18 protein-coding genes and 1 pseudogene are annotated in these 23,688 nt (G+C 51.6%); 4 read left to right on the top strand and 15 right to left on the bottom strand.

What is annotated here, in order from left to right:
* Positions 1-64: 64 nt before the first annotated feature.
* The 11 genes from yajC to HMPREF2554_RS06235 all read right to left on the bottom strand — a co-directional run bounded on the left by yajC (position 65) and on the right by HMPREF2554_RS06235 (position 10,421).
* Positions 65-403, bottom strand: coding sequence for a preprotein translocase subunit YajC (gene yajC / locus HMPREF2554_RS06285; RefSeq protein ID WP_013399137.1), 339 nt, complete (start codon positions 401-403; stop codon positions 65-67).
* 296 nt (positions 404-699) lie between these two features.
* Positions 700-1,686, bottom strand: a complete 987-nt coding sequence (ruvB, locus tag HMPREF2554_RS06280) for a Holliday junction branch migration DNA helicase RuvB (protein ID WP_172461396.1) — start codon at positions 1,684-1,686, stop codon at positions 700-702.
* 138 nt (positions 1,687-1,824) lie between these two features.
* Positions 1,825-2,445 carry a Holliday junction branch migration protein RuvA gene (gene ruvA, locus HMPREF2554_RS06275; protein ID WP_013399138.1) on the bottom strand — a complete coding sequence of 207 codons (621 nt, stop codon included), beginning with the start codon at positions 2,443-2,445 and terminating at the stop codon, positions 1,825-1,827.
* Positions 2,446-2,568: 123 nt separating this feature from the next.
* Positions 2,569-3,234, bottom strand: a complete 666-nt coding sequence (ruvC, locus tag HMPREF2554_RS06270; RefSeq protein ID WP_013399139.1) for a crossover junction endodeoxyribonuclease RuvC — start codon at positions 3,232-3,234, stop codon at positions 2,569-2,571.
* 115 nt (positions 3,235-3,349) lie between these two features.
* Positions 3,350-4,108, bottom strand: a complete 759-nt coding sequence (locus tag HMPREF2554_RS06265) for a YebC/PmpR family DNA-binding transcriptional regulator (protein WP_041321796.1) — start codon at positions 4,106-4,108, stop codon at positions 3,350-3,352.
* 190 nt (positions 4,109-4,298) lie between these two features.
* Positions 4,299-5,060, bottom strand: coding sequence for a type 1 glutamine amidotransferase (locus HMPREF2554_RS06260; protein WP_070554432.1), 762 nt, complete (start codon positions 5,058-5,060; stop codon positions 4,299-4,301).
* Positions 5,060-6,346 (bottom strand): Mur ligase family protein, encoded by a 1,287-nt coding sequence (locus HMPREF2554_RS06255; protein ID WP_070554429.1) that lies wholly within the window; start codon positions 6,344-6,346, stop codon positions 5,060-5,062. Before HMPREF2554_RS06255 ends, HMPREF2554_RS06260 begins: the two co-directional genes overlap by 1 nt.
* A gap of 155 nt (positions 6,347-6,501) precedes the next feature.
* Positions 6,502-7,542, bottom strand: coding sequence for a DUF2797 domain-containing protein (locus HMPREF2554_RS06250; protein ID WP_070554427.1), 1,041 nt, complete (start codon positions 7,540-7,542; stop codon positions 6,502-6,504).
* Positions 7,543-7,599: 57 nt separating this feature from the next.
* Positions 7,600-8,478 (bottom strand): DUF6318 family protein, encoded by an 879-nt coding sequence (locus HMPREF2554_RS06245; protein WP_070554426.1) that lies wholly within the window; start codon positions 8,476-8,478, stop codon positions 7,600-7,602.
* A 305-nt stretch (positions 8,479-8,783) separates the two neighbouring features.
* Positions 8,784-9,353, bottom strand: a complete 570-nt coding sequence (locus HMPREF2554_RS06240) for an HIT family protein (protein WP_070554424.1) — start codon at positions 9,351-9,353, stop codon at positions 8,784-8,786.
* Positions 9,354-9,401: 48 nt separating this feature from the next.
* The gene (locus HMPREF2554_RS06235) at positions 9,402-10,421 is read right to left on the bottom strand and encodes a potassium channel family protein (protein ID WP_070554422.1); all 1,020 of its coding nucleotides are present in this window, start codon (positions 10,419-10,421) and stop codon (positions 9,402-9,404) included.
* Between the two features lie 248 nt (positions 10,422-10,669).
* Between HMPREF2554_RS06235 and HMPREF2554_RS06230 the strand changes: the two genes are divergently transcribed.
* The 3 genes from HMPREF2554_RS06230 (at position 10,670) to HMPREF2554_RS06220 (ending at position 14,381) form a co-directional block, all read left to right on the top strand.
* Positions 10,670-11,416: a DNA alkylation repair protein gene (locus tag HMPREF2554_RS06230; protein WP_070554420.1), complete on the top strand. Its 747-nt coding sequence runs from the start codon at positions 10,670-10,672 to the stop codon at positions 11,414-11,416.
* Between the two features lie 228 nt (positions 11,417-11,644).
* The gene (locus tag HMPREF2554_RS06225; RefSeq protein WP_070554418.1) at positions 11,645-13,432 is read left to right on the top strand and encodes a hypothetical protein; all 1,788 of its coding nucleotides are present in this window, start codon (positions 11,645-11,647) and stop codon (positions 13,430-13,432) included.
* Between the two features lie 259 nt (positions 13,433-13,691).
* Positions 13,692-14,381 (top strand): restriction endonuclease, encoded by a 690-nt coding sequence (locus tag HMPREF2554_RS06220; protein WP_246826023.1) that lies wholly within the window; start codon positions 13,692-13,694, stop codon positions 14,379-14,381.
* 266 nt (positions 14,382-14,647) lie between these two features.
* On the opposite strand, the gene HMPREF2554_RS06215 is transcribed toward HMPREF2554_RS06220, so the two are convergent.
* The 3 genes from HMPREF2554_RS06215 to thrS all read right to left on the bottom strand — a co-directional run bounded on the left by HMPREF2554_RS06215 (position 14,648) and on the right by thrS (position 19,759).
* A complete protein-coding gene (locus tag HMPREF2554_RS06215; protein WP_070554415.1) occupies positions 14,648-16,573 on the bottom strand; it encodes an ATP-binding protein in 1,926 nt (641 codons plus the stop codon).
* On the bottom strand, positions 16,573-17,613 hold the full coding sequence (locus tag HMPREF2554_RS06210; protein ID WP_070554413.1) for an SIR2 family protein: 1,041 nt from the start codon (positions 17,611-17,613) through the stop codon (positions 16,573-16,575). The genes HMPREF2554_RS06215 and HMPREF2554_RS06210 overlap by 1 nt, the downstream gene beginning before the upstream one ends.
* Positions 17,614-17,719: 106 nt before the next feature.
* The gene (thrS, locus tag HMPREF2554_RS06205) at positions 17,720-19,759 is read right to left on the bottom strand and encodes a threonine--tRNA ligase (RefSeq protein WP_070554411.1); all 2,040 of its coding nucleotides are present in this window, start codon (positions 19,757-19,759) and stop codon (positions 17,720-17,722) included.
* 310 nt (positions 19,760-20,069) lie between these two features.
* On the opposite strand from thrS, the gene HMPREF2554_RS06200 reads away from it, so the two are divergent.
* The gene (locus HMPREF2554_RS06200; protein WP_070554409.1) at positions 20,070-22,973 is read left to right on the top strand and encodes an FAD-binding and (Fe-S)-binding domain-containing protein; all 2,904 of its coding nucleotides are present in this window, start codon (positions 20,070-20,072) and stop codon (positions 22,971-22,973) included.
* A 488-nt stretch (positions 22,974-23,461) separates the two neighbouring features.
* On the opposite strand, the pseudogene HMPREF2554_RS06195 reads toward HMPREF2554_RS06200, so the two are convergent.
* A pseudogene (locus HMPREF2554_RS06195) lies at positions 23,462-23,688 on the bottom strand (hypothetical protein); the annotation flags it as partial.

Here is a 23,688-nt window from a genome sequence, read left to right as displayed (position 1 = left end):
CTAGATATTCTTATGTGCATAAGATAAGGAGCTCCCCCTTTTAGCGGCGAAACTCCTTGACCAGTTATTCTTTGGTCTCTGAAACGTCAGAGCTTGTTTCTTCGGATGCGCCAGCACCTTCGACAGAATCTTCAGCAGCCGTAATAACCTGCGCAATCGAGTGTGGGTTAATGGTGATGACGGTGCCTTGAGCAATCTCAAGTTTGGCTTTCTGCGCCTCAGCATCAACGGAGACAATTTTGCCGTACAGACCCCCACGTGTCATGACTTCGTCCCCGGGTTTAAGCGAAGCGATCATATCCCGCAGCGCTTGGAACTGACGCTTCTGCCGCCTAAAACTGCTGTAAATCAAAAACCCAGCAAAGACGACGACAAGAATCATCATAAGCGAATTGACGTCCATGTGTTTCCTCTCCGTAGGCGCAAGCCCACCGCCGCAGGTTGGTAATTCCTACGGATATTTTGACGTTTTATCTGTGCACTACCTATCCATCCTACGCGAGAGGGCTGTGTTTCCCTACTCGTTTCATGATCTGCGTGTAGGTTTTCTCAAGCATTATTCGCCGCTTTGGCGATACTCAGGCATCTTTTATGCGGATAGCTAACGCACCATTTTTAGCTCATAACCCACACAAAGGTATATCCCGACAAAGACAGTGCCTGTACCTAGTCTCCGATCTCGCTGAGCAACAGCGAGTACTAGAGGTTAATTTCAGGTGCCTCAAGCCCCAAGTGTTCCCAAGCCGCAGGCAGTGCTACGCGCCCGCGCGGAGTGCGACCGATCAAACCCTCACGCACCAGATAAGGTTCAGCGACAGTTTCTACAGTCTCGGTTTCTTCCCCCACCGCAATAGCAAGAGTTGAAAGACCCACTGGTCCCCCACCAAATTTGTGGATAAGAGACTCTAAAACAGCGCGATCTAGACGGTCGAGGCCGCGCGCATCCACCTCATACATATCAAGGGCGGTCGCGGCGTCATGAGAGTTGATATCGTGAACATCATTGACGAGCGCCCAGTCTCGCACACGGCGCAGCAAGCGGTTTGCGATACGCGGGGTTCCGCGCGAACGACCGGCGATCTCGGCATATCCTTCACTTGTGATACGCATATCCATCAAACCGGCGCTTCGGCGAAGTACAAGTTCTAACTCAGGCACAGAATAGAACTCAAGGTGCCCGGTAAAACCAAAACGGTCACGCAGCGGACCGGGAAGCAGACCTGCCCGGGTTGTGGCACCTACCAACGTAAATTGAGGAAGCTCAAGCGGAATCGAAGTTGCTCCGGCACCTTTGCCAACCACAATATCCACACGGAAATCTTCCATCGCCATATAGAGCATTTCTTCTGCTGGGCGGCTCATACGGTGTATTTCGTCAAGAAAAAGTACCTCGCCCGGTGTGAGCGAAGACAGAATCGCAGCCAAATCTCCCGAATGTTGAATTGCTGGCCCGGAGGTAATACGAAGCGGTGCCTCCATCTCAGCGGCAATAATCATTGCTAGGGTGGTTTTGCCCAGCCCGGGAGGGCCGGAAAGCAATACATGGTCGGCACTGCGCCCACGCATTTTTGAGGCTTCGAGCACGAGAGAAAGCTGTTGACGCACACGCTTTTGCCCTACAAAGTCGTCAAGCGACTTAGGGCGCAGTGCCGCCTCAATCATTTTCTCCTCAGGTTCTTCTTCCATTGCAACCAGACGTTGCCCAGGAACCTGCCCTGGCGCGTATCCGCCGGATGTAGCGTTATCGTATGGATTCTGAGTCACAATATCGTCCTTTATGGAAGAGAACACCAAGTCTTCTTAGCCTACGGTACTGGCGTACCGCTAATGCCGCCCCACCGTATTCTGTGCCCCCAGAGAGGCAAGTACCCCTCGCAGGGCAGCACTAACGGCTTCCTTTTCTGCATCTGGGTTATGCTGCACGTAAGCGTCGATTGCGGCATCTGCGTCTTTTTCGCTCCACCCTAAAGAGGTGAGCGCATCCATAACCTGGGGCTTCCATGCGATGCCTTGGGCGGGAGCGTTTTCTTCGGCCTGATCTTTACTCAAAATGAGTTTACCAGCCAGTTCTAGCACAATGCGCCGCGCACTTTTCGGCCCGATCCCCGGAACTTTGGTAAAGGCTTTATCATCGCCGGTTGCAACGGCTCGCTCAACCTCGGTGGCAGTATGCACGCTCAAGACGGCAAGGGCGATACGCGGGCCAATCCCCGAAACCGAGAGCATCATTTCAAAGACCTCTCGCTCTGCAGGTTCTGCAAACCCATAGAGAGTCATGGAGTCTTCGCGCACGATCATAGAGGTCAACAAGGTTGCAGTGGATCCCGTGCGCAGATTTGAGAGGGTGCGTGCTGTGGCCCGAACGAGCATACCAAACCCATTGACATCAAGAATTGCGCTCTCTAGCCCTACATGGGTTACATGCCCCGTTAACGACGCAATCATCTTTTCCCTCTCTTGTTACCTTGCGGACCCTGCCAACGTGGGTGCCATCATCCAGTATATTAGAATATTTTTCTGAATGTACAGTTTATAGCAATCTTTATCGAAAATATTTCCGATATAAGTTTAGCGTCGTGTCTTTGCCTCAGCTTCAAGCCAGATTCGCTGTGCCGGCGTCAGCTTTGCATGCTGTGCGCGCACGGGGCGTGATCCCTGGTGAGTCTGCGTATTCGCTGACATATTAATGCCAGAACCAATGCCGCCACCGCGCCAACCATGACAGATTGCGATCGCTAAGGCGTCTGCTGCATCAGCGGGTTTAGGAATTTTTTCCAGCCCCAAAATCTTGGTAACCATACGACCGACTGAGGCTTTATCTGCACGCCCCGAGCCGGTAACGGCGGCTTTCACTTCAGAAGGTGTATGAAAGAAGACCGGAATGCCGCGTACTGCTGCGGCAGAAATAACCGCCCCAGAGGCATGGGCCGTACCAATCACCGTATTGACCTGCTCCTGCGCAAAAATGCGTTCAATAGCAAGAGCATCAGGTTGATAGGTATCAAGCCAGGTTTGCGTCACGGTAAAAATCCGCAGAATGCGCTCGTCAAGAGGCTCAGCGGCGGCGGTTCCCGCGATCCCCACGTTGATGAAGCTGGCTTTGCGGTTGGCGGTCATGTCAATCATGCTAAGCCCGCAGCGGGTAAGCCCCGGATCTACACCCATAATGCGGGTGGCGCCAGCAGAGCGCGGCTCATTACGAAGAGGATGGTTTTCTTGCGTAGATGCGTTCATTGTCCTCTTTCGTTGTTGCGCTGGTGGGGCTGTATATAGTTCATGCCCGAGTGGCTGCGATGCCGGTGTTTGGTACCGTATCGTAACCGTGCTCGGGCATGAGATTAAAAGGCTTTTACTCTGCCTCTAGCTGTTCCATGACGTCAGCAGAGACGTTGGCGTTGGAGTATACGTTCTGCACGTCGTCGAGTTCTTCGATGGCGTCTGCAAGTTTGAGGAATTTCTTGGCGCCTTCGAGGTCGAGGTCTACCTGCATGGTAGGGCGGAATACGGGGTCGTCGTTGTTGTAATCAAGTTCCGCTTCATCCAGCGCTTTGCGGATTTCGGGCAGATCAGTGGGGGCGGATACAACCGTGAAGACATCGCCTTCATCGAGTACTTCTTCGGCGCCTGCGTCAAGCACAGCCATAAGAACATCGTCTTCGGTCAGACCGTCGGTCTTGGTAACTTCGGCAACACCCTTGCGTTCAAAGAGGAAGGCGACCGAACCCTGATCTGCCATGGTGCCGCCGTTACGGGTGACTGCCAGGCGAACATCTGACGCCGCGCGGTTACGGTTGTCGGTAAGGCACTCTATGTAGAGTGCGGTGCCCTGAGGCCCGCGAGCTTCGTACAGGATCTCGGTGTAATCGATGGTTTCACCAGTGAGCCCAGCGCCACGCTTAATAGCACGGTCAATGTTGTCGTTGGGTACAGAGTTTTTCTTTGCCTTGGAGACGGCTAGGTCGAGTGCGGGGTTACCAGAAATATCTGCGCCGCCCATACGAGCCGCAACTTCAATAGCTTTAATGAATTTTGCGAAAGCCTTCGCGCGCTTAGCGTCAATTGCGGCTTTCTTATGCTTTGTAGTGGCCCATTTAGAGTGACCCGACATTCGTATCTCCCTTGTCTCTTCTTCGCCCGTGGCGGCGTACTTGCCCTGTTGCCACGTCACAATACTTTTACACTATACCGGTTTCGCGCGGTTCTCGGATAGTTTCATACCTGCGTTTCGCGGGGTGCATACCGTCAAAGTTTTGGTGTGCACCCCGCGGTTTGTTTGGATGTTGTGGCGAGTATCTGCCCTAGCGGGGGCGTTTCATAGCGGATGCGCGCGCTTTTTCGACCATCGAATCATCAATTTTTTCAGGGGTGAACTCCCCATATTTGCGTTGTGCTGCCGCCTCAATCAGATAGTCCGAAATCTTCGGGTTCTTCGGCAGAAGCGAACCGTGCAGGTAAGTACCCACCACGTTGTGCACGCGAGCGCCTTCATGATGATCTGTCGAGTTGTTCCCTACGCCTTTGGTTACGGTTGCCAGGGGCTCGCATCCTGCGCCGAGGTAGGTTAGTCCCGAGTGGTTTTCAAATCCCACGATGGTGCCGAATTCTTGTGAGTCTTCAACGATGTTGCCAATCAGACGTTCGTTGCTGCCGACCGTGTAGGCATCAAAGATGTTGATACCTTTGAGGGTTTCGCCTTCGTGGGTGCGGAATTCTTTGCCGAAGAGCTGGTAGAGCCCGCAGATCACGAGCATGGGCACGCCGTCTTCTGCATTCTTTTTGAGCTTAGCCCCTATGGCGTGCAGGTCTTCTTGAATTACGGTTTGTCCGGAGTCTTGGCCGCCGCCTCCGATAATAATATCGACGTCGTCGGGGAAGGTATCTCCGGGGTTGTAGTCGAGAATTTCAACGTCGAACCCGTGGGCGTGTGCGCGGCGTGCCAGCGCTAGGGTGTTTCCCCAGTCCCCGTAGATGTTCATATCTTTGGGGTATAGCTGAAGGATGCGCAGGGTTTTGCCGTTATTGGGGCTTGAAACCGGTTCTCCTGCAATGGTGTGGGTCATTACGAAACCCTTTCGACGTCGGTGAATTTGGTGAGCTCTTCGCGTAGGGCGAGCATTGCGGTGTAGGTGCAGAAGACTCGCATGGGCGCGTCACCGCTGGTGGTAATGAATTTCCTGAGAGCTTCGCTGAGATTTTCGTTGACGTCATCCACTCGTACACCGTCGTGTTCGAGGCGCAGCGCCATGTCCCAGGCGCGTACCCCTGAGACCATGTCTACACCGGTGTCGCTCAGTGAGTCGAAGTCTACGTCCCATAGCCAGGAGACATCACGGCCGTCTGCGTATTGGTCGTTGATGGTGATCATGGTGGCGTAGTCGTCTGCGCTGGCGCTGGCGAGTGAGAGGCGGAATCCGCTGGGATTCTTAACAAGCAGAAGCTGCAGCGGGCGGCCATTGATGTTGAGGGTTTCGCCGCGACCGAATGCCGGGGTGATTTTAGCGAGTTCGTCAATAAGGGCTTGTTTGTTGAGTTTTTCGCCCAGAACCGCACGGGTGAGGGCAATGGCACCGGCGGCATTGTAGATATTGTAAATACCGTAGAGGTTGATGTTTCCTTCGCAGGTTTCACCAGCGAGATCGAAGGTTGCACTGGTACCTGAGAACGCGGTGAGGGTAACGTCTGCGGAGGGCAGTTCGCCGCGATTGTTATTGATTCCGGCGCGCATTTCGTCGTCCGAGGGGAAGAAGGAACGCAGCGTTTCGTTGAGCCCAAAGTAGCTGATGTTTGTTCCGGTTTTTACGGATTGCGCAAGCGAGAGGATGCGCGGGTCTTCCCGGTTGAGCACCACAGTATCGGTGGTGGCTTCAGCTACAGTGGAGAGCATGCGGCGGGTTGTGTCAATTTCGCCGAATCGGTCGAGCTGGTCTCGCAGCACGTTCAGTAGCAATGCGTAGTTTGGTTTGACGGCTTTGACGAAGTGCACGGCGTGGGCTTCGTCAAGTTCTAGTACGGCAATGTCTGCGTCGAGTTTGCCACTAAGGTCCATCGCTCCGAGCAGTGCCGCCGCCACACCGCGCACGAAGTTTGATCCAGTGCGGTTGGTGAAGACTTTGAGCCCCTGTGCTTCGAGGAGCTGCACAGCCATTTTGGTGGTGGTTGTTTTGCCGTTGGTTCCCGAAACGACGACGACGCCATAGGGCAGTTTGGCGAGTTCTTCGGCAACAAATCGTGGGTGTAGTTTTTCCATCACGAGACCGGGGAATGCTGATCCGCCGCCGCGCAGCGTGCTGGCGTAGCGAATGCCCTGTCCGAGAAGGCGAATTAGGGGTTTTGACATGTTCACCATTCTATACCGTTTGTGGTGTATTCCTGTGCGAGGGTTCTTCGCAGCGTAGCATCAGCTATACACCGGGCTGGATACCGCTCCCCTGGCTATAAGCACTAAGCATGCGACGAGATTTCCCTGTACGAGTTCCCTCAGAGAGTTTTGAACACGACGACCTAGAAAAGCGAGGTCTGTACCGTGACAGCGCTGAGGGTATCTGCCGGTTCCACCACATAATTAGCGAGTTCTGCGGTGTTGATCAGCACGGCGGCATCCGGGTCTCCAACATGAGCGGTCATGAATTTTCCTGCGGCTCCGGTGCAGAAGAAGCCTGCTTCGCGGGTTTTGAGGATGCTGGGGAATGCGTCAAGTGGTTCCGGGTTTTGCGCACGCAACGCCGCGTAAGGGCGGTTCATTGCCACGGAGGGAACCCAGGATTCATCTAGGGCGATAAGCTGCGTTAATAGCCCAGATTCGGTAAGTGCTTCATGTGCGCGCTCCACTGTGTTTTGATGCGCCTCCCGCAGTTGAGCCCCGGGTAGCGGTTCAGTCCAGGCTCGGTATTTACTCGCTACCTGTTTGACCTGCGGAATATTGGCGATGCGAGTTACCGCATCCTCAGCTTCACGAATTAGCAACCCATCGGGCGCTTGGGCTATATAGGTTGCTGTGGCGACGGCCTGCTCATCCAGACGACGCGGTGTTGAGTGTTGCGAGCTGGTGCCGACTTTAGAGCTTCCGTCAGGAAAAGTGGCGATATAAAGCCTGTGGGGTTGCTGTGCGTAGGCGCGCATTCCGGGTGTCAGCGTTCCCGTGTAAAGATGCGCGGTATGCAGAGCCGTGAACTCGTCATGCGCAGCGCAATATTCGCATTGTTTCCCGCTCTCTAGGTGGTTTCCCTGTGGGCACGCTACACGCTGTATCTGCCCGGTTTCTGTATCGCCTCGGGTGTATCCGGCACAGAACTTTTGGAGGTTCCCGGTGCCGTCCAGCGCGAGCCGGAGTCCAAGAAACGCACCCGGAGTCACGGGAACGCTCATAACATCGCCGCTGGGTTTTATGCTTGTGCCGCCTGAGGCATCCGCCAACACCACGGGTTCAAGACGCAGAAAAGGCTGCCTTTCACGCCACTGCACATCACGCCAGATGAGGGCATGTGCGTGTTCGGCTGCTGTGGAAACATTAAAAATTGAGTCCAGCAGGTTGGGGTACCTCATACGTTCAGTGTAGCCCTGCCTTTCACACGCGAATAGAGCTGCCGTTTTCCTCTGAGGCTAGTACTCCTCATTCTTGAAGAAGTCGTCGCTGCTGAGCGAGACGGAGAGCTTTTTCAAAACTTCGAGTTCTTTAATTTTCCAGCCTTCGCCCTTCACATAGACAAATGTGGCTTTCATTTCTCGGTTCATACCGCGGTTGCGATAGATTTTGTTGTTTTGCAGGCTTTCCTCGTTATACCAGGCGTAGCGGTTGCGTTTGTAGGAATACGTCACCACCCATTCGGCAGAGTCCCCGGAACCAACTTTTTCCGAGCTTAGAATCTCTACCTTATAGAGTGGATTCACAGGCCAATATCCCGCCGAGGTCATATCGTCAAACTTCATGGACTCTTCGGGCGTATCCCCGCGGTCTTCGGGGGTGCGGGTGTCAAACGTTGAAGGACGCTCGGTAAATTTATAGTCTTTGGTGAAGAATTGCAGCGACTCTTCATCAGTCATTTCGTGGTTCGTAAGAATCTCATACTCATGGAATTTTGCGAGACGTTTAAGCAACGTTTCTGGCCCTTCAATACCCTGCTCTTTGACTTTAGGGTCGAATTCAGGCTCGTGAACGTTATACGCGGGGTGCTCTTCGGTAGCCGCAACAAATTCTCCGTTGTCATAACGGTTCTGTTCACTGGGTGTCAGGGGCGCTTGTGCACCGCTGGGTAAAAGTGCAGGCCCGCTGGGCTTTATCTTAACGGGGGAAGGTTCTGCTGTTGGCGTCGGGTTGCCGCTGGCGTCGTCATAGGAGTTTCGGTTGTCCTCAGAGGCCGTGGAATTTCCGCCGCTGTGGCTCATAGGGGAGGATGCCACGCATCCAGGCGTAGCTAGAATGCAGCCCGTGAGAGCGAGAGATAAAAGGGTACGCTTGTACCCAGCGGCGGATGTTGTCATCAACAAACCAGCTTTCGAGAGTGGTTGGTATGCGGTTAATGTTGAAGCCGGAAGAGCGCTTCAAGCGGTGATGTTGCTATCTCTATCCTGCCACATGCACACGCTAAAAGCATTAATGTACCAGATGATGGTTGAGTGTGGAGGATTTCAAGAGCAATTTTGCGATTAAAGAGCAGGTCACGAGCGTATTTTTACGTCGCGTTAAGACTTCGGAACAATCATGAAGTATACCTGCATACGCGGCTTAACGTGAATGTTTCATAGCCCCTCAAAGTAACATAACTGTCGGAAACGTTCAGGCGGGGCTATGAGGGCATGCGAGCGAACCCGTCCGCGATAATCTGGCGCATGTCATCAAGGGTTCGAGACATAGTTTTTGTATGGGCAATAATGGGTAGAAAATTGGTGTCACCGCTCCAGCGAGGAAGAATATGCTGATGCAGATGATCGGCTATACCCGCTCCCCCAACTTTGCCCTGATTCATGCCGATATTGAACCCGTCATTATGGGAAACTTCGCGTAAAACCCGCATTGCACGCTGAGTCAGGCGTGCCATTTCGAGAGTTTCTTCCTCACTCGCCTGATCGTACAGAGGAATATGGCGGTACGGGCAGATGAGCAAATGCCCCGGATTATAGGGGTACAGGTTGAGCAGAGCGAAGGCGTGCTCTCCACGATAAACAATGAGCGATTCTTCATCACTACGCGAAGGGGCTGTGCAGAACGGGCAGGTTTTCTCAGTATGATCCTGCTGCCCACCGCTCACATAAGCGGTACGATGCGGTGTCCAGAGCCGCTGGAACGCATCGGGCACGCCGGGCAGCTCGAAGTCATCGGTGACGTTCGTGTTCTGGGCATTCTGGTTTTCGCTCATACCCCTATTAAACCGTATATTTAACTCCGCGAGCGGCTCACGTGTGCTCTAATCTGAATCACGTCCCAGGCGCACCGCGATCTTCTGACGAATCACCGTGAGCGTCTGCTTAGTCTCTTCCAGCAGTTCCATTGGTTGTTCGGGCTCGTGATCGTCTTCTTCGTTATCAGTGGCAAGATTGCGGTGGGGAGCGAGAAATTCCTGGGTGAGTTCTTCGGGTGGATGGTGTACCGTACCGTCTCCCATACGGATGGCGAGCATCGCTTTCAGCTCGGCGATTTCGGCGTGAAGTTCCTCAATATCGGCTTTCGTTGCGGCGTGATCTTCTTCAGTGACTCCGCTAATTTTTTCGATCACCCAGGTAGCAAGCGCACCAGTAATCACGCCGAACAGACCAACCCCATAAATCATGACAACCACGGCAATAACCCTGCCAGGTACGGTCACGGGGTATACGTCGCCATAGCCCACGGTCGCCAGTGTTGCGAGAGTCCACCAGTACGCCGTCCAGATATCTTTGATGAGGGCACCTGGGGCACCTTGCTCAATGGAGAAGATAGCGAGGGCCGCCATGATCACGAAGATCAGTGTGTATCCAAAGAGTTTAACGGCCAGTTCTGAGAGCAGTTTGTACTGGCGGTTGGCGGTCATGTGGAGCATTGCCAAGAAACTCACGATACGCCATGCTGGCAGAAGCACAATGGCGAGGTTCATCAGGTTGTGCGTGAAGAAGTAGATGCGCCGGGGCGCTAGGTAGAGACGCACACAATAATCGACCGCGAAAAGCGCCCACAGTATCATTTGAAAAATATTGAGGATGCCGTCAAGCGGTGCGCTAATGCGCGTGCTTACAATGGGTGCAGCGTAGGCAACAAGGTACAGGAGCGAGGCGATAAAAAGCGGTTTATCGGTGCGGCGCTCCCATTCGGTGAGCCCTTCTTCGCCGCGAGTAATCTTAGGGCGGCGCTCATTGTGTGGGCGGTTAGCTGCGGTATCGGTGAAAACGGTGCTCTCAGGCTCGGGTACGGTACGGGTGTGTGGTGTTTCTGTACCGTTTGCCTCTGCCATACTGCCCAATCCTTACATGCTCTTCGTTGAAGCAGGTCTACCATGAATTGTTCTCGCGTGCGAACCTTCTGTAGCCATCATATCGGTTTTCTGCAGGTATCTGTGGACGCTGCAAGCCTGATGTTAGGGTCTTCACGAAGCGGGAGCGTTTTCTTCAGCCGGGAGCGCATAAACTGCTCCCGGCTGAAGAAAACGCTCCCGGATTTTACCCGTCCCGATATAAACGCTCTGTCTGAGAGACTAGAACTATGAGTTATTCAATCTCACAGACAGTCCGTGAGCTGGCCGAACCAAAACTGGCGAAGTTCACGGCAAAGCTGCTTCCCACGGTTGATCCGGCACGGATTTTAGGTGTGCGCACGCCCGCACTGCGCAAGCTCGCTAAGAAGCTGTTGCGCGAACATCTGCAGGAAGTCGCTGAGTTTATGGTGGCGGTTCCGCATGATTTTCAGGAAGAAGACCTGCTGCATGTGCTGCTTCTGAATGAGGAACGCGACTTCGCAACCTGGCATACAGAAATTACCAGTTTCCTGCCATATATGACGAACTGGACTCTTACTGATGCCGTCTCCCCGGCCTGCGTAAAAGGTGGCAAGGCAGCGAATCTGCCGAAATTAGAACGCTCCTGCCTCAACTGGATGCTTGATGACCGCGTATATGTGCAACGTCTAGGCGTGGTAGTGCTCATGTCACTGTTGGGCACCGAGTCTTTTTCGCCGGAGCATCTGCAGGCGGTTGCAGCGTTGGCGGGCAGCGATGAGTACTATGTTCGGGTTGCTGTTGCCTGGTATTTTGCGGAGGCGCTGGCTCGCCAAGAGCGCACAGCTCTCCCCTGGTTTGTGCTCGCCGATAGTCCTGGCGACACCGATTCGCCTGGTTTACCTGCGGTGACACTTCGCATGGCGATTACGAAGGCTATCGAGTCACGCCGCATTCCAGACGAATTGAAGACAGAGTTAAAGCAGATTCGTTCCACGCTCCCCCGCCGTTCCTAGACCCTGCTCGGAGCGATAGTTTAGTGCCGGGGACATAGGTTTGCACAGATTACTCTGCCGGAAACCGCCGAGTAATATCTAACAAACCTCTAGTCACGGCAAAGAGCCCCTGCTAGTCTGAGAAACCAATAGTCCGCTGAGTGCTCGCCGCACCGCAAGGTTTTACCGCACAGGGCAAGTCACTAGTGCAGGCTATGCAGCCTATCAACCATAGTTAAGGATCGGCGAATGCCTTACCCTATCCCGGAACACCAGCAGGCCCCGCACCAGCCGCATTTGGAAGAAAATTCTACGGCAGAGGATTGCACCTACCGTTCTGTTGAGATTGAGGCAAAGCAAACTCAGGGTTTGCCCGGTGAATACCTTTCAGCATATTCGGCAAAGAACGACAAGCTCTATGTGACCGGTATTTTCAATATCGCTCCGGATCACGGTTCAACGGTGGCAACGATTGCCCGCGTGAACCCGCATACTTTGGAAATTGAGGCAACCGCGAAAATGCCTGTTGCCGCCGAGGTTCACCCGAACCTTGCCGGGCAGTACCAGTTCCGGGGTGCTTTCGGCATAGATATTGATGATGAGCACGGTACGCTCTGGGTGACCGATGCTGGTTCGTATTGTGTCTCAGTGTACCGCCGAGACGCTTTAGAAAACGGGACTCTTGAGCCGCTGTGGACTAGCTATGATCCCGCGAAGGGGCTGTTCGAGCAGGATATTACGCATCCCCGCGAGATATTCGTAGATGCCAAGACTGGTAAAGCGTTTGTTACGGGCATGGGCGGGCTGTGGGTGATTGATACCGCCACCTATGAGGTTCAGAAGATTGACCCGACTCCGGGACGGCTTACGCACCCGCTTACCTTCGGGTATGATCGGCTGACCGGGCACCTTTATGCGACTGACTACTATCTGGATACCGTCTATGAGATAGACCCGGTAGCGAACGCTGTGGTGCGCACTCTGCACGTGCCCGCTGGGAATGTACCGCATTTTACCCGTGTGAAGGTGCATGCGGTGGGGGTCAATAGTTCTTTGGGCGAGATTTATGTTTCGACTCAGGGCTTTGAGGGCAAGAATGCGGGCATTCAGGTGCTCGATCAGGGTACCGGCGAGTTTAAGCGGTTTATACGGTACGGGGTGAACCCGACCGATATGGTGGTTGATGATTCTCGTGACCTTATTTATCTGGGCGATTTCGGTACAGTTCACACAACGGAACCTAGTGGCGGAACCGTGGCGGTGATTGATGCCCGCAGCGGTGCCGTGCTGGGGCAGGTGCGGGTTTCTTCGGCGAGGATTAATCACTTGACGTTGTTGCTTGATGGTTCTGTGATGGTGCTTGATAAGGCGGGTGATTACCCGAATGTGACGGTTGATTTTCATATTGATGCTCTTACGGGTGAGTTCTCGTCAGCCAGTGCAGACGTGCATTCGGGTGTTTCTGTGCCTATTCATGCGGATGCTCTGACGAAGATTACGGTGCACGATGCCGGTAGTCAGCCTGGGCATGTGGAGTCTCGCCCTGCGGATGTTCCGTTCACGATGGCGAGCAGTGAGGATGGTTCGACGCTTGGGGTTCCCGCCGCGGTTGTGCCCGGTGAGAGTGTTGAGCTTTCGGGCGTGGGCTGGTCTGCTGGTGAGAAGAAGCACCCGGATGTTCCGCCGTATTTCCCGGGTTTGAAGGTTCCCGCACAGTTAATAGTGAAGTTTGATGGCGAACACGTCGCAGAGTTTACGGGTAAGCAGCTGGCTCTTGATACGTATTTTGTGGCGGAGGCGCATATTCCGCAGGGCTGGCGGCCTGGCGAAGAGCACACGATCACCCTCGAATCGGAGGCTACAGATAGCGCTCCCGCGCAGTCAGCAACGGTAACGGTGCAGGTGGTGGAGAGCCACGATAGCCCGCAGGTACAGTACTGCGTGCCACCAGCTCCCACGGAGACAATTCCGGTGCAGCTGCAGTTCGTCGGTTACCCACCGGTGGGTGGTGGGGTCTCTGAAACGGTCGGCAACTAGGCAGGTATAAGTTTAACGTTATGTAGAGAGGGCTCAGTTCCATACGAGTATAGTAGTAACAGACTATTCGTCTTTTACCTATCGATGGAGATACCCACATGACCGTCGCTCAATTACAACCGGGATCTCCCCAAATTGAGCTTCCTCGACTGCATGAGTTTATGCCAGCCATACTTACATATTTAAGTGATGGATCAGTTCGTACCAGTCAAGAAATACGTACCGCAGTGGCTGATAAATTGCGCCTATCCCGGAGCAGATGACGGCTAGATTACCATCTAGAAGGCTTGTATATGCAGATCGTACTTATTGGGCATATAAATGCCTTGAACATTGGGGCGCACTAACTTCGCCCAAACACGCTCACTTTGCAATCACAGATAAAGGCCAGAGCCTTATTGCCAAGTACCCTAGCGGGCTGCCGGTTGAGGTTGCTCTACAGATTAGACGGGACAGCCTCACTCGACATAAACACCCCAAAGAGACAGAGAATACAAGCACAAGACTTCCCGCAAATGGTGTTTCTATTGAATTAACGGATAGTACCTCCGAAGAGCTTATTGCTGAGAGCATCGCTCAGCTGGAGTCGGCGCTCACGCACGATATTGTGGAGAGCGTACGGGTGCTCTCTCCTAGCGCCTTCGAGCAGCTAGTAGTGGATGTTCTGCTGGCGATGGGCTATGGCGGCAGTGAGAGGCGCGGCATGGTTACCAAGGCTTCTAATGATGGCGGTATTGACGGTGTGTTCGACCAGGATGCGCTGGGCTTATCGAAAATTTATGTGCAGGCTAAACGCTATAGTGAGAAAAATTCAGTGGGCCGCCCAGAAGTCCAGTCATTTGTGGGCGCAATGCACGGGCAGGCAACACAGGGCGTATTTATTACTTCCGGCTCTTTTACATCCGGCGCACGGAATATGCTCAAAACCTTGGCGGCGGGCTGTCCCTAGTGCTGATTGATGGTGAGCGCCTGGCACGTCTCATGATTAAGTACCGTGTAGGCGTGCAGATAGCACGCACCTACACAGTTATGAAGCTCGACGAAGATTTCTTTGAAGGATCTTAAGCATCGATAAGTTCGTGGGGCGAAAACCATACGGTTTTTCGCCCCGTAATTTTACTCAAAGCTCCGATTAGAGTACACCCTTCAAATCATCAGCATAGGTTTATTTGCTTTGTTGATTTGAATCTCAATAAAACCACATAGTAAATAAACCTATAATAAATCGAAAATATCATCCGAATCTGGTGCAGAACTACTGTGATTATTCCAAATATCAGTCAAGACAACATCATCGCTTTTAGGGCGAGGATCTTCTTCTTGCCAATTAATTTTGGTGAAAATCGGTACAGCAACAGCGTTTCCAGTTATAATACATTCCCCCTGCCCTAAAGATGGTATTGTTTTATAGGATTGCGCATCAAGTGTAGGCATAGTGTTTTCCAACATCCGCAAATCACGCTCATTAACAAGACGGTGAATGAAATAATTATGTACCTGAGAAAGAATTGTCTCAGATATATCTGCAGGACGTTGGCTAGACAAAGTTAAATAGAAACCAAATTTACGACCTTCTTTAATTATCTCTTCAAATAAAAATAATCGATAATCTTGCCAGCTATCTCCATTTCTCTGTTGCGAATCATTTAAAATATTATGTGCCTCATCGATAATAAGATGGACTGTTGATGCAACACATTCAGAGCATTTAGAAACCTTATATTTTTGGGCATCATATATCATTTTTGAGAACATCATAGGGATAAGCCTTTTTATATCTTGATTGACATGTAAAAGATTTATAATAGTAATTGGTTTTATATTATCGATTGGATTCTCAACTATTTCTATAACTTTTTCCAGAGATTTCAAAGATGAAGATACCCTACTGAATAATGGACTTAAATATTCAGAGTTAACTTTTCCCCATGCAGTACTATGCACTTTCGCAAATTCGAGTATCATCCCTATTTTTTGTATATCATTAATTGTAGACAATATATTACGCAAAGAAGAAACTAACTCCTCCTCAAATTCCAATTCCACACTCTCGCTAGAGCCACCGGAATTAAAGAAATCTACACCTGTCGCAGTATTTTCTATACTGTAACTATCATTTCCTCGTGGCTTAATAGAGCTAAGTTTCCCATAAAGGTTTGATTTTTGGCCCAATCCTGCCAGTTCATTATATTTGTAATAAGTTTCAAGCCAATTATCAAATGCGTTATCATTTGCACTTTTGCGACTCACAAGGATTTTCTTAAGTGTGCCCAAAATATATTTTCCATATTTTAAATCCCCATACGTTCCGTTATCCTTCATTATCTCATTATATTTATTTATACTTTTCCGTAAAAAAGGAACTTGCGTTGCAGGTCGAGCATCGAATAAAATTGAAAGTATCTCAGGATCATATAAATATTCTTGACTAATCGGAATTTTATCTGAGTTCCGCGACGAATAGCGAGTCGAAATATTGTATATACATTTCTGGGATTCTTTACACCCGAAAGATTCCGAATGGGCGTATTCTCCATTAAAATCTATAACCACGAATTTAGATTTTTGAAGTACGCCACAAGAGAAATTAAATAGTTCCATATATATTTTATGAAGAGTATTGGACTTTCCACTACCTGTGTTTCCAAAAATACCTATATGAGAAGCAAAAAATTTATTTACAGGAAGTTGTATAGTATAATTTCCAAATATAGATTCTCCAACTATTATAGTTTCCGCTGGATCATCCGATGTTGAATATATTACGCCTATTTCTTCCCCATTCGTTATTGATGCTATATCACCAATCATGGGAATATATTTAGTAGTTATTTCAAACCTATCTCCTTTAACGACTCCGGTAGTTTTCACCTTAATAATACGATTAATTGAGTTTTTTGAAAATCTATTATCAAATTCATTACTTTTAATTGTATTTTGCTGATCAATAATTTTTTCAGATATAACTTTTGTAATAATTTTGACATTACCCTGTAAAATAGTAATATAAGACCCAACCCTAGGGCCATTAAGTAATTCACCGTTCCAGAGAATAACAGAATCATTTGCCATGCTATACATGGCAATTTCAGCAATATCTCCTTCAACAGCTACGACTACACCAAGTTTCATAGTCTCCATTAGTTGAGACTTCCTTTCTTCAAAATATTTGTAACAGCGGACAGCCCAAGAGGAAACTCTTGAGAACCTGCTGTATCTGTTTCAACAGAAAAATTTTTAGGAGTAACAAGCTTCAGGTTCCTGTACTTTTTTTCGTCTGCTCCACCAAGATTATTAACTATTTCTGATTCATTATCATTAGAATAACAAAATATATAAGATTTTAGTTCAGGGTTTTTAAGAGCACGAGTTACCATCTTTGCGATGTGCTCATCTTGAAATGAAAAACCAACAACAAGTAACACACTTTGAGGTTTATCCAACTCCATTTGGAAAATACGTAGCATTTCATGGAAATGATTATTTAAGAATGTATCTTGCGATTCATATCCTGTTGGTGGTACAAATATCTGCTTATCTTTTTCTTTATTTACATAATTTGTTATAGATACACTATAATTGTCTGAATCTGGAGCATGAATTTTCTTCCAATTTACTGATCCATGTGGTTTTATAAGCGAGATACTAGGGATCTCATCAATATAGTTATCCGAAAGCCCCTTATATGAAACCAAGCGATTATAACTTGAACCATCCAAAATTCTCTCAAAATATCCTTTAGTTCCATCATTAAATACAAAGTTTTTAATACGAGATATAGAATCTACAGATTTTTCTATATATAGATCATAATTAGTCGTAAATATATTGACATTCTTTGGTGTCTGTCGAGAATTAGACCGCTCAAGAAGATTTACCAGTTCTAATACAAATTCACAATAACTTGTGTATACCTTATCTTCATTTCCTTTGACTTTTTGAAAGTCGGCTGGATACTTTAAAATTTCTTCGCTAGCTTTTATAACTGCATCTAATAGTTTTTTATTTCCACTTTCCGTAATTTGTTCTTCACTCGCCCCTGGGTTTTCTTCTTTTGCTTCCTGCCAATATTGTGACATTAAGCCTATTTTATCTCCTACAGAACAACCTGATCCTATTAAAATATTGAGGCTTTTAGATACAGAAAGCTCACGGATCTCTTCTACAATTCTGTTACTCATAATATTTTATCCTTTCATTAAAAATTGCTAATATTAAGAATGCCAGCCAATCCTACAACTGGCTGGCATTCTTAATATATATTTAGCCAGTGAAAATACGAGTGTTTTAGTTATCTTCCGACTGCTCACTCGGCTTCGGGTCTTCATTTACCCTGTTCCGAATATGGTCGACAATACGTGCTACCGCATCGTCAACGGGCACGCCGTTTTCCTGTTTGTTGCCGCGGAAACGGAATGAGACTGCGCCAGCCTCCGCGTCCTCGCCACCAGCAATCAGAATGAACGGAACCTTCTCGGTAGAGGCGGTACGAATCTTCTTCGTAAACCGGTCCGAACCGTAATCAACTTCAACACGCACGCCCTGCTCACGCAACTTATCCGCAATCTCGGCCATATAGTCGTTGAAAGCCTCCGCCACGGGCACACAAATCACCTGCACTGGTGAGAGCCACGCCGGGAACGCACCCGCATAGTGCTCAGTCAGCACCCCCAGGAAGCGCTCAATCGAACCGAACTTGGCCGAGTGAATCATCACCGGCTCCTGAATTGAGCCGTCCGCAGCCTGGTACTCCAAACCAAACCGGCTGGGCTGGTTGAAGTCATACTGCACGGTAGACATCTGCCAGGTGCGGCCAATCGCATCCTTCGCCTGCACCGAAATCTTCGGGCCATAGAACGCAGCCCCACCCGGGTCAGGCACCAGCTCAAGGCCGGTCTCCTTCGCCACCTGCTCCAGCACGGCGGTAGCCTGCTCCCACTGCTCATCGGTGCCGATAAACTTTTCCTTCTTATCGCCCTCAGTATCGCGGGTCGAAAGCTCCAGGTAGAAGTCCGTCATACCGAAATCTTCCAGCAGGCTCAGCATGAAATTCAGCAGGTGCCGTACCTCATCGGGTGCCTGCTCCTTCGTCACATACGAGTGCGAGTCGTCCTGCGTAATCATGCGCACGCGGGTCAACCCCTGCAGCACACCCGACTTCTCGTCACGGTACACGGTGCCGAACTCGAAGAAACGCAGCGGCAGCTCACGATACGAACGCCCACGCGAACGGTAAATCTCGTTATGCATGGGGCAGTTCATAGCCTTCAAACGGTAGTTGCCGTTATCAAGCTCCATCGCAGGGAACATGCCATCCGCGTAATACGGCAGATGCCCGGAAGTGTAGAACAGGTCTTCCTTCGAGATATGCGGGGTGCTCACGTACTGGAAGCCCTCAGCAATATGGCGGGCGCGCACATAATCTTCCATCTCGCGCTTAATCACGCCGCCCTTAGGATGAATCACCGGAAGACCGGGGCCAATATTCTTGGGGAACGAGAACAGGTCAAGCTCTTTGCCCAAACGGCGGTGGTCGCGGCGCTCAGCTTCGGCAATACGGTGTTTATACTCCACCAGCTCATCCTTCGTGGGCCAAGCGGTACCGTAAATACGCTGAAGCATGGGGTTCTTCTCAGAACCGCGCCAATACGCGCCGCCGGCACGCATGAGTGCGTAACCGTTAGCAATCAGCTTAGTATTTGGCAGGTGCGGGCCGCGGCACAGGTCATTCCACAGAACCTCACCGGTTTTCGGGTGCACATTGTCATAAATCGTAATCTCACCCGCACCGACCTCAACTGAGGCGCCCTCGGCGGCATCAGCGCCCGAACCGGGGCCTTGGCTAAGCGAAAGCAATTCAAGCTTATACGGCTCGTTCTTCATCTCTTCAACCGCTTCAGCATGGGTGACCACACGGCGGCGGAACAGCTGACCCGACTTAATGATCTTAATCATCGACTTCTCGATCTTTTTCAGATCCTCGGGAGTGAAGGGCTCAGCCACATCAAAATCAAAATAGAAGCCATCCGTAATATAGGGGCCAATGCCCAGCTTCGCGTCCTTGCGGTACTCCTGCACCGCCTGCGCCATCACGTGCGCCGCAGAATGGCGCAGCACATTCAAGCCATCAGGTTCGTCAATGAAAACGGGCTCAACGGTATCGCCCTCAGACAGCTTGTGAGAAAGGTCAACCAGCGTGCCATTCACGCGGGCAACCACAATTTTGGCGTTATCCGCAAAGAGTTCAGCGGCGGTGGCGGCAGTAACCTCGCGCTCCTCACCGGATACGCTGATTTTAATAGGTGCTGACAGTTCAGCGGCAGACATATGTCTCCTTAGGTTAGGCACGGGGCCTACTCCCCCAGCGTACGGGGCCAGGATAGGCGCAGCCGTGCAGACTAATCCGCACTGTACAGGTGCACGGACATCACCATTCTACGGCGTTCACAGCAAATTTTCAGGTAACGGCTCAGGGTAGACACAATATCAACGATAGTTTCCCCTCATAATACCTCAGTAAAACGGGTATTCCGGCGTGTAAGCCTAGCCAAAGCTAAGCAGACATAACGTGTGCAAAAGCACATACTGGAAGGATAGGAAGAGAACTATGCCTACACCGGTAAGGAGATTAAGGCCCATGACAGTTGTATCCAATACATCCGAAGCTCTGAACTCCCCCTACACCAACGCCCTTGAGCATATGCTCGCCGAAACCCGCGCGCACGCCCTCGATTCCAGTGTCAAAGAAATTGACAGGCTCGCTATTGCGCACGATGCCTCGCATTACCTGCTGGTACCCGCTGGAATCGTACGCCCCGATTCAGCGGAAGCGGTCGCCGATATTTTCCGCGCCGCCAGCGCCTTCAACCTGCCACTCACCTTCCGGTCGGGCGGCACGTCTCTATCCGGTCAGGCAAGCGGCGACGGACTGATGGTCGATACCCGCCGTAACTTCAAGAAAATTGAGGTGCTTGACGGCGGCAAGAGGGTGCGCGTTCAGCCCGGCGCCACGGTGATGGCGGTCAATAATATGCTGGCGCCCTACGGGTATAAACTTGGGCCTGACCCAGCCTCATGGTCGGCATGCACTATCGGCGGGGTGGTCGCCAATAACTCCTCGGGCATGTCTTCTGGCACCGAATTCAACACCTACAACACGCTGGAATCTATGGTGTTCGTACTCCCCAGCGGAACCGTTATCGATACTTCTGCGCCCGATGCCGATGACCGCCTGCGCGCCCTCGAACCCGAGATTCACGAGGGGCTGCTGCGTCTGCGCAAGCGCGTGGTCGAAAACCCGGAGTCGGTTGCGCGCATTCGCCAGCAATACTCCATGAAGAACACTATGGGCTACGGCGTGAACTCTCTGCTGGATTACAGCACGCCGGTTGATATTCTGCAGCACCTTCTAATCGGTTCCGAAGGAACACTCGGGTTCGTGGCGTCTGCAACCTACCGCACTCTGCCCATACTCAAGTCCGTTTCGACCGGTCTGCTCGTGTTCGATAACCTCTTGGATGCAACCCGTTCCGTGCCCGAGCTTGTGGCTAACCACCTGGCGACGGTTGAGCTCATGGATGCCACCAGTATTCGTGTGGCGCAGCGCACCGGGCAGGCAGCGGAGGCTCTTGCTGCTATTGATGTGCGCGAGCATGCGGCTCTGCTTGTGGAATTTCAGGGAAACTCTGAGCAGGAGCTCACCGATCTTGCCGCGTCTGCCGCACCTATGTTTGATGCTCTCCCGGTGGTGTCGCCAGTCGAAATGACCAGCAAACTTTCTGAGCGTAATGCGCTCTGGGCTGCACGGCGCGGGCTGTACACCACGGTTGCGGGCAACCGCCCAACCGGCACGAATGCGCTGCTTGAGGATGTGGTGGTCCCGGTGGACGTACTTGGTACCACCTGCCGTGATTTGACCGCCCTCTTTGATGCCCACGGTTACCAGGACTCAGTGATTTTTGGGCACGCAAAAGACGGCAATATTCACTTCATGCTCAATGAGCAGTTCCGCGATGCCAAGCAGCTTGTGCGTTACCGCGACTTCACCGAGGAAATGGTGCAGCTCATTCTGGATGCTGACGGCTCACTCAAGGCAGAGCACGGAACCGGGCGTATTATGGCGCCGTTTGTACGCCGCCAATTCGGCGATGAACTCTTCGAGGTCATGCGCGAAATTAAGCGCCTGATCGACCCGAAGGGTTTCTTGAATCCGGGTGTGGTTCTTGCCGACGAAGATACCGATTATGCCACCGATCTGAAAGTTGCCGAAACCGTTGAGGAAGAAGTCGATCGGTGTGTGGAATGCGGGTACTGCGAACCGGTGTGCCCGTCTAAGGATTTGACGCTGACCCCGCGCCAGCGCATTGTGCTGCGCCGCGAAATTGCTGCGGCAGAAGCTAACGGTGATACTAAACTTGCCGAACGCCTACGCCAAGAATACGAATACTACGGTGTGGATACCTGCGCGGTAGATGGCATGTGCGTTACGCGCTGCCCGGTGCTGATTAACACGGGTGATTTGGTGCGCCGTCTGCGTGCCGAGAACCAGGATGCGCTCGGTGCCGCCGGGTGGAAATTCGCCTCGAAACACTGGGGTGCGGTCGATAAAGTGGCGGGTAAGGCTCTCACGGTCGCAAAAATGCTGCCGTTCCCGGTGGTACGCGGAGCCACCGATATTGGTCGTAAACTCTTCGGTGACGATATGGTGCCCGCCTATAAGAAGGGGCTTTCTGCCGGTGGCGCGCCACGCGTTCCTCATGCGGAAGCAACCCCCGATATCGTGTTCTTCCCTGCCTGTGTGAACGCCATGTTCGGCGGTGTTGATGGCGAAGGTAAGCACGACCCGGTGAACGCGACCCAGGCGTTCATTCGTCTCTGCGAGCGGGCGGGCGTGAAATACCGGGTTCCCGAGGACATCGACCAAATGTGCTGTGGCACGCCGTGGAAGTCCAAGGGGTATACAGATGGCTACTCGATTATGAGCGACCGCGTGCTCAAAGCGCTGTGGCAGGCGACCGACGGCGGGCGCATCCCGATCGTGTGCGATGCTTCCTCATGCACTGAGGGCCTTGAGGTGATGCGTGCGAAAGTTGCAGCTGCCGTAGAGCATAAAATCACGCAGGGTTTGGGGGCAGGCGAGGCCGATTACGCTCAGTTGAAGCTTATTGACTCGGTGCAGTTCGCCGCCGATACGCTGTTGCCTAAGCTCACGGTGTCCGCTCCCCTGCCGTCGCTGGCGCTGCACCCCACCTGCTCAATGACTCATCTGGGTGTGCAGCCAGCATTCGAGAAGATTGCAAACGCCATGAGCGATCAGGTGTACGTTCCCAAGAACTGGGGATGCTGCGGTTACGCGGGTGACCGCGGCATGCTGCACCCTGAGCTCACGCAGAGCGCTACCCGTGCCGAGACTGCTGAGCTAAACGAGCACGAGTTCGCCGCATATGCTTCCTCAAACCGAACCTGTGAGCAGGGTATGACCGAAGCAACCGGCCACACCTTCCAGAACGTACTGCAGCTTCTAGAGCGGGCCACTCGGTAAAGCTTTACTCCGTTAGAACCGTAGGGCTGTGGGACGACATCGTAGGATGCTGTTGCCCACAGCCCTATGTTTGTAATGCTTCTTATTTCAACAGCTCGGGAGGTCGGTTTATATTCTGCCCCAGGATATACAAAAACGCTATGTCCTGTTCCTAGCGTCAGAGCTAAATCTTCAGGACATAGCGTTTTTAGCGAAATCGCTAATAATCGTGTTGTGCGGTGCGATATAAGAGCAACCCGGAAGTCTTGTTGCCCAAGGTAACCCTTCAGAACTACCTCACTTCTAACATTAGCCTTATCTGTAAGCGAACTTCAAAGATATTCGGAAATTGTAACCAAATCTTTATGTTTAGCGAAAAGTTCAACCTTTTATCAACATTTTGATAGTGTAATACCAATTTTCACGACAGGGAGTATACGAGACTTTCTCCTGTACAATAAAACAGTTTTTATATGTGAGGTATTACTCTTTATATACTGACATTCTGTTTACATGTTGGGCCAGGTCGGGTGCAACCGACCCTCACTATCCCCCACCCCCACATCATCCAAATGCCACCGCTGACCCGTATACACATCCACCTTACGCAACTGCGGATTCGGATTCCCCACATCAGGCTCCTCCGCATGCCCCGGACACCCCCGTGCACCAGGATCCTCAGTACAGGTCTTGCCCACCGAATGCACCTCAGACTCCCACACCCGCACCAGCACCG

Origin of the sequence: Rothia sp. HMSC071F11 (genome assembly GCF_001809115.1) — a bacterium.
GTDB lineage: Bacteria > Actinomycetota > Actinomycetes > Actinomycetales > Micrococcaceae > Rothia > Rothia dentocariosa.
The sequence above is the reverse complement of the archived record's forward strand: the minus strand, read 5'-3'. Positions and strand labels throughout refer to the sequence as shown.

Excerpts from the sequence above, each read along its gene's own strand:
- yajC (WP_013399137.1), bottom strand. The coding sequence starts at position 403 with ATGGACGTCAATTCGCTTATGATGATTCTTGTCGTCGTCTTTGCTGGG.
- ruvB (WP_172461396.1), bottom strand. The coding sequence starts at position 1,686 with ATGGAAGAAGAACCTGAGGAGAAAATGATTGAGGCGGCACTGCGCCCT.
- ruvA (WP_013399138.1), bottom strand. The coding sequence starts at position 2,445 with ATGATTGCGTCGTTAACGGGGCATGTAACCCATGTAGGGCTAGAGAGC.
- ruvC (WP_013399139.1), bottom strand. The coding sequence starts at position 3,234 with ATGAACGCATCTACGCAAGAAAACCATCCTCTTCGTAATGAGCCGCGC.
- HMPREF2554_RS06265 (WP_041321796.1), bottom strand. The coding sequence starts at position 4,108 with ATGTCGGGTCACTCTAAATGGGCCACTACAAAGCATAAGAAAGCCGCA.
- HMPREF2554_RS06260 (WP_070554432.1), bottom strand. The coding sequence starts at position 5,060 with ATGACCCACACCATTGCAGGAGAACCGGTTTCAAGCCCCAATAACGGC.
- HMPREF2554_RS06255 (WP_070554429.1), bottom strand. The coding sequence starts at position 6,346 with ATGGTGAACATGTCAAAACCCCTAATTCGCCTTCTCGGACAGGGCATT.
- HMPREF2554_RS06250 (WP_070554427.1), bottom strand. The coding sequence starts at position 7,542 with ATGAGGTACCCCAACCTGCTGGACTCAATTTTTAATGTTTCCACAGCA.
- HMPREF2554_RS06245 (WP_070554426.1), bottom strand. The coding sequence starts at position 8,478 with ATGACAACATCCGCCGCTGGGTACAAGCGTACCCTTTTATCTCTCGCT.
- HMPREF2554_RS06240 (WP_070554424.1), bottom strand. The coding sequence starts at position 9,353 with ATGAGCGAAAACCAGAATGCCCAGAACACGAACGTCACCGATGACTTC.
- HMPREF2554_RS06235 (WP_070554422.1), bottom strand. The coding sequence starts at position 10,421 with ATGGCAGAGGCAAACGGTACAGAAACACCACACACCCGTACCGTACCC.
- HMPREF2554_RS06230 (WP_070554420.1), top strand. The coding sequence starts at position 10,670 with ATGAGTTATTCAATCTCACAGACAGTCCGTGAGCTGGCCGAACCAAAA.
- HMPREF2554_RS06225 (WP_070554418.1), top strand. The coding sequence starts at position 11,645 with ATGCCTTACCCTATCCCGGAACACCAGCAGGCCCCGCACCAGCCGCAT.
- HMPREF2554_RS06220 (WP_246826023.1), top strand. The coding sequence starts at position 13,692 with ATGACGGCTAGATTACCATCTAGAAGGCTTGTATATGCAGATCGTACT.
- HMPREF2554_RS06215 (WP_070554415.1), bottom strand. The coding sequence starts at position 16,573 with ATGGAGACTATGAAACTTGGTGTAGTCGTAGCTGTTGAAGGAGATATT.
- HMPREF2554_RS06210 (WP_070554413.1), bottom strand. The coding sequence starts at position 17,613 with ATGAGTAACAGAATTGTAGAAGAGATCCGTGAGCTTTCTGTATCTAAA.
- thrS (WP_070554411.1), bottom strand. The coding sequence starts at position 19,759 with ATGTCTGCCGCTGAACTGTCAGCACCTATTAAAATCAGCGTATCCGGT.
- HMPREF2554_RS06200 (WP_070554409.1), top strand. The coding sequence starts at position 20,070 with ATGACAGTTGTATCCAATACATCCGAAGCTCTGAACTCCCCCTACACC.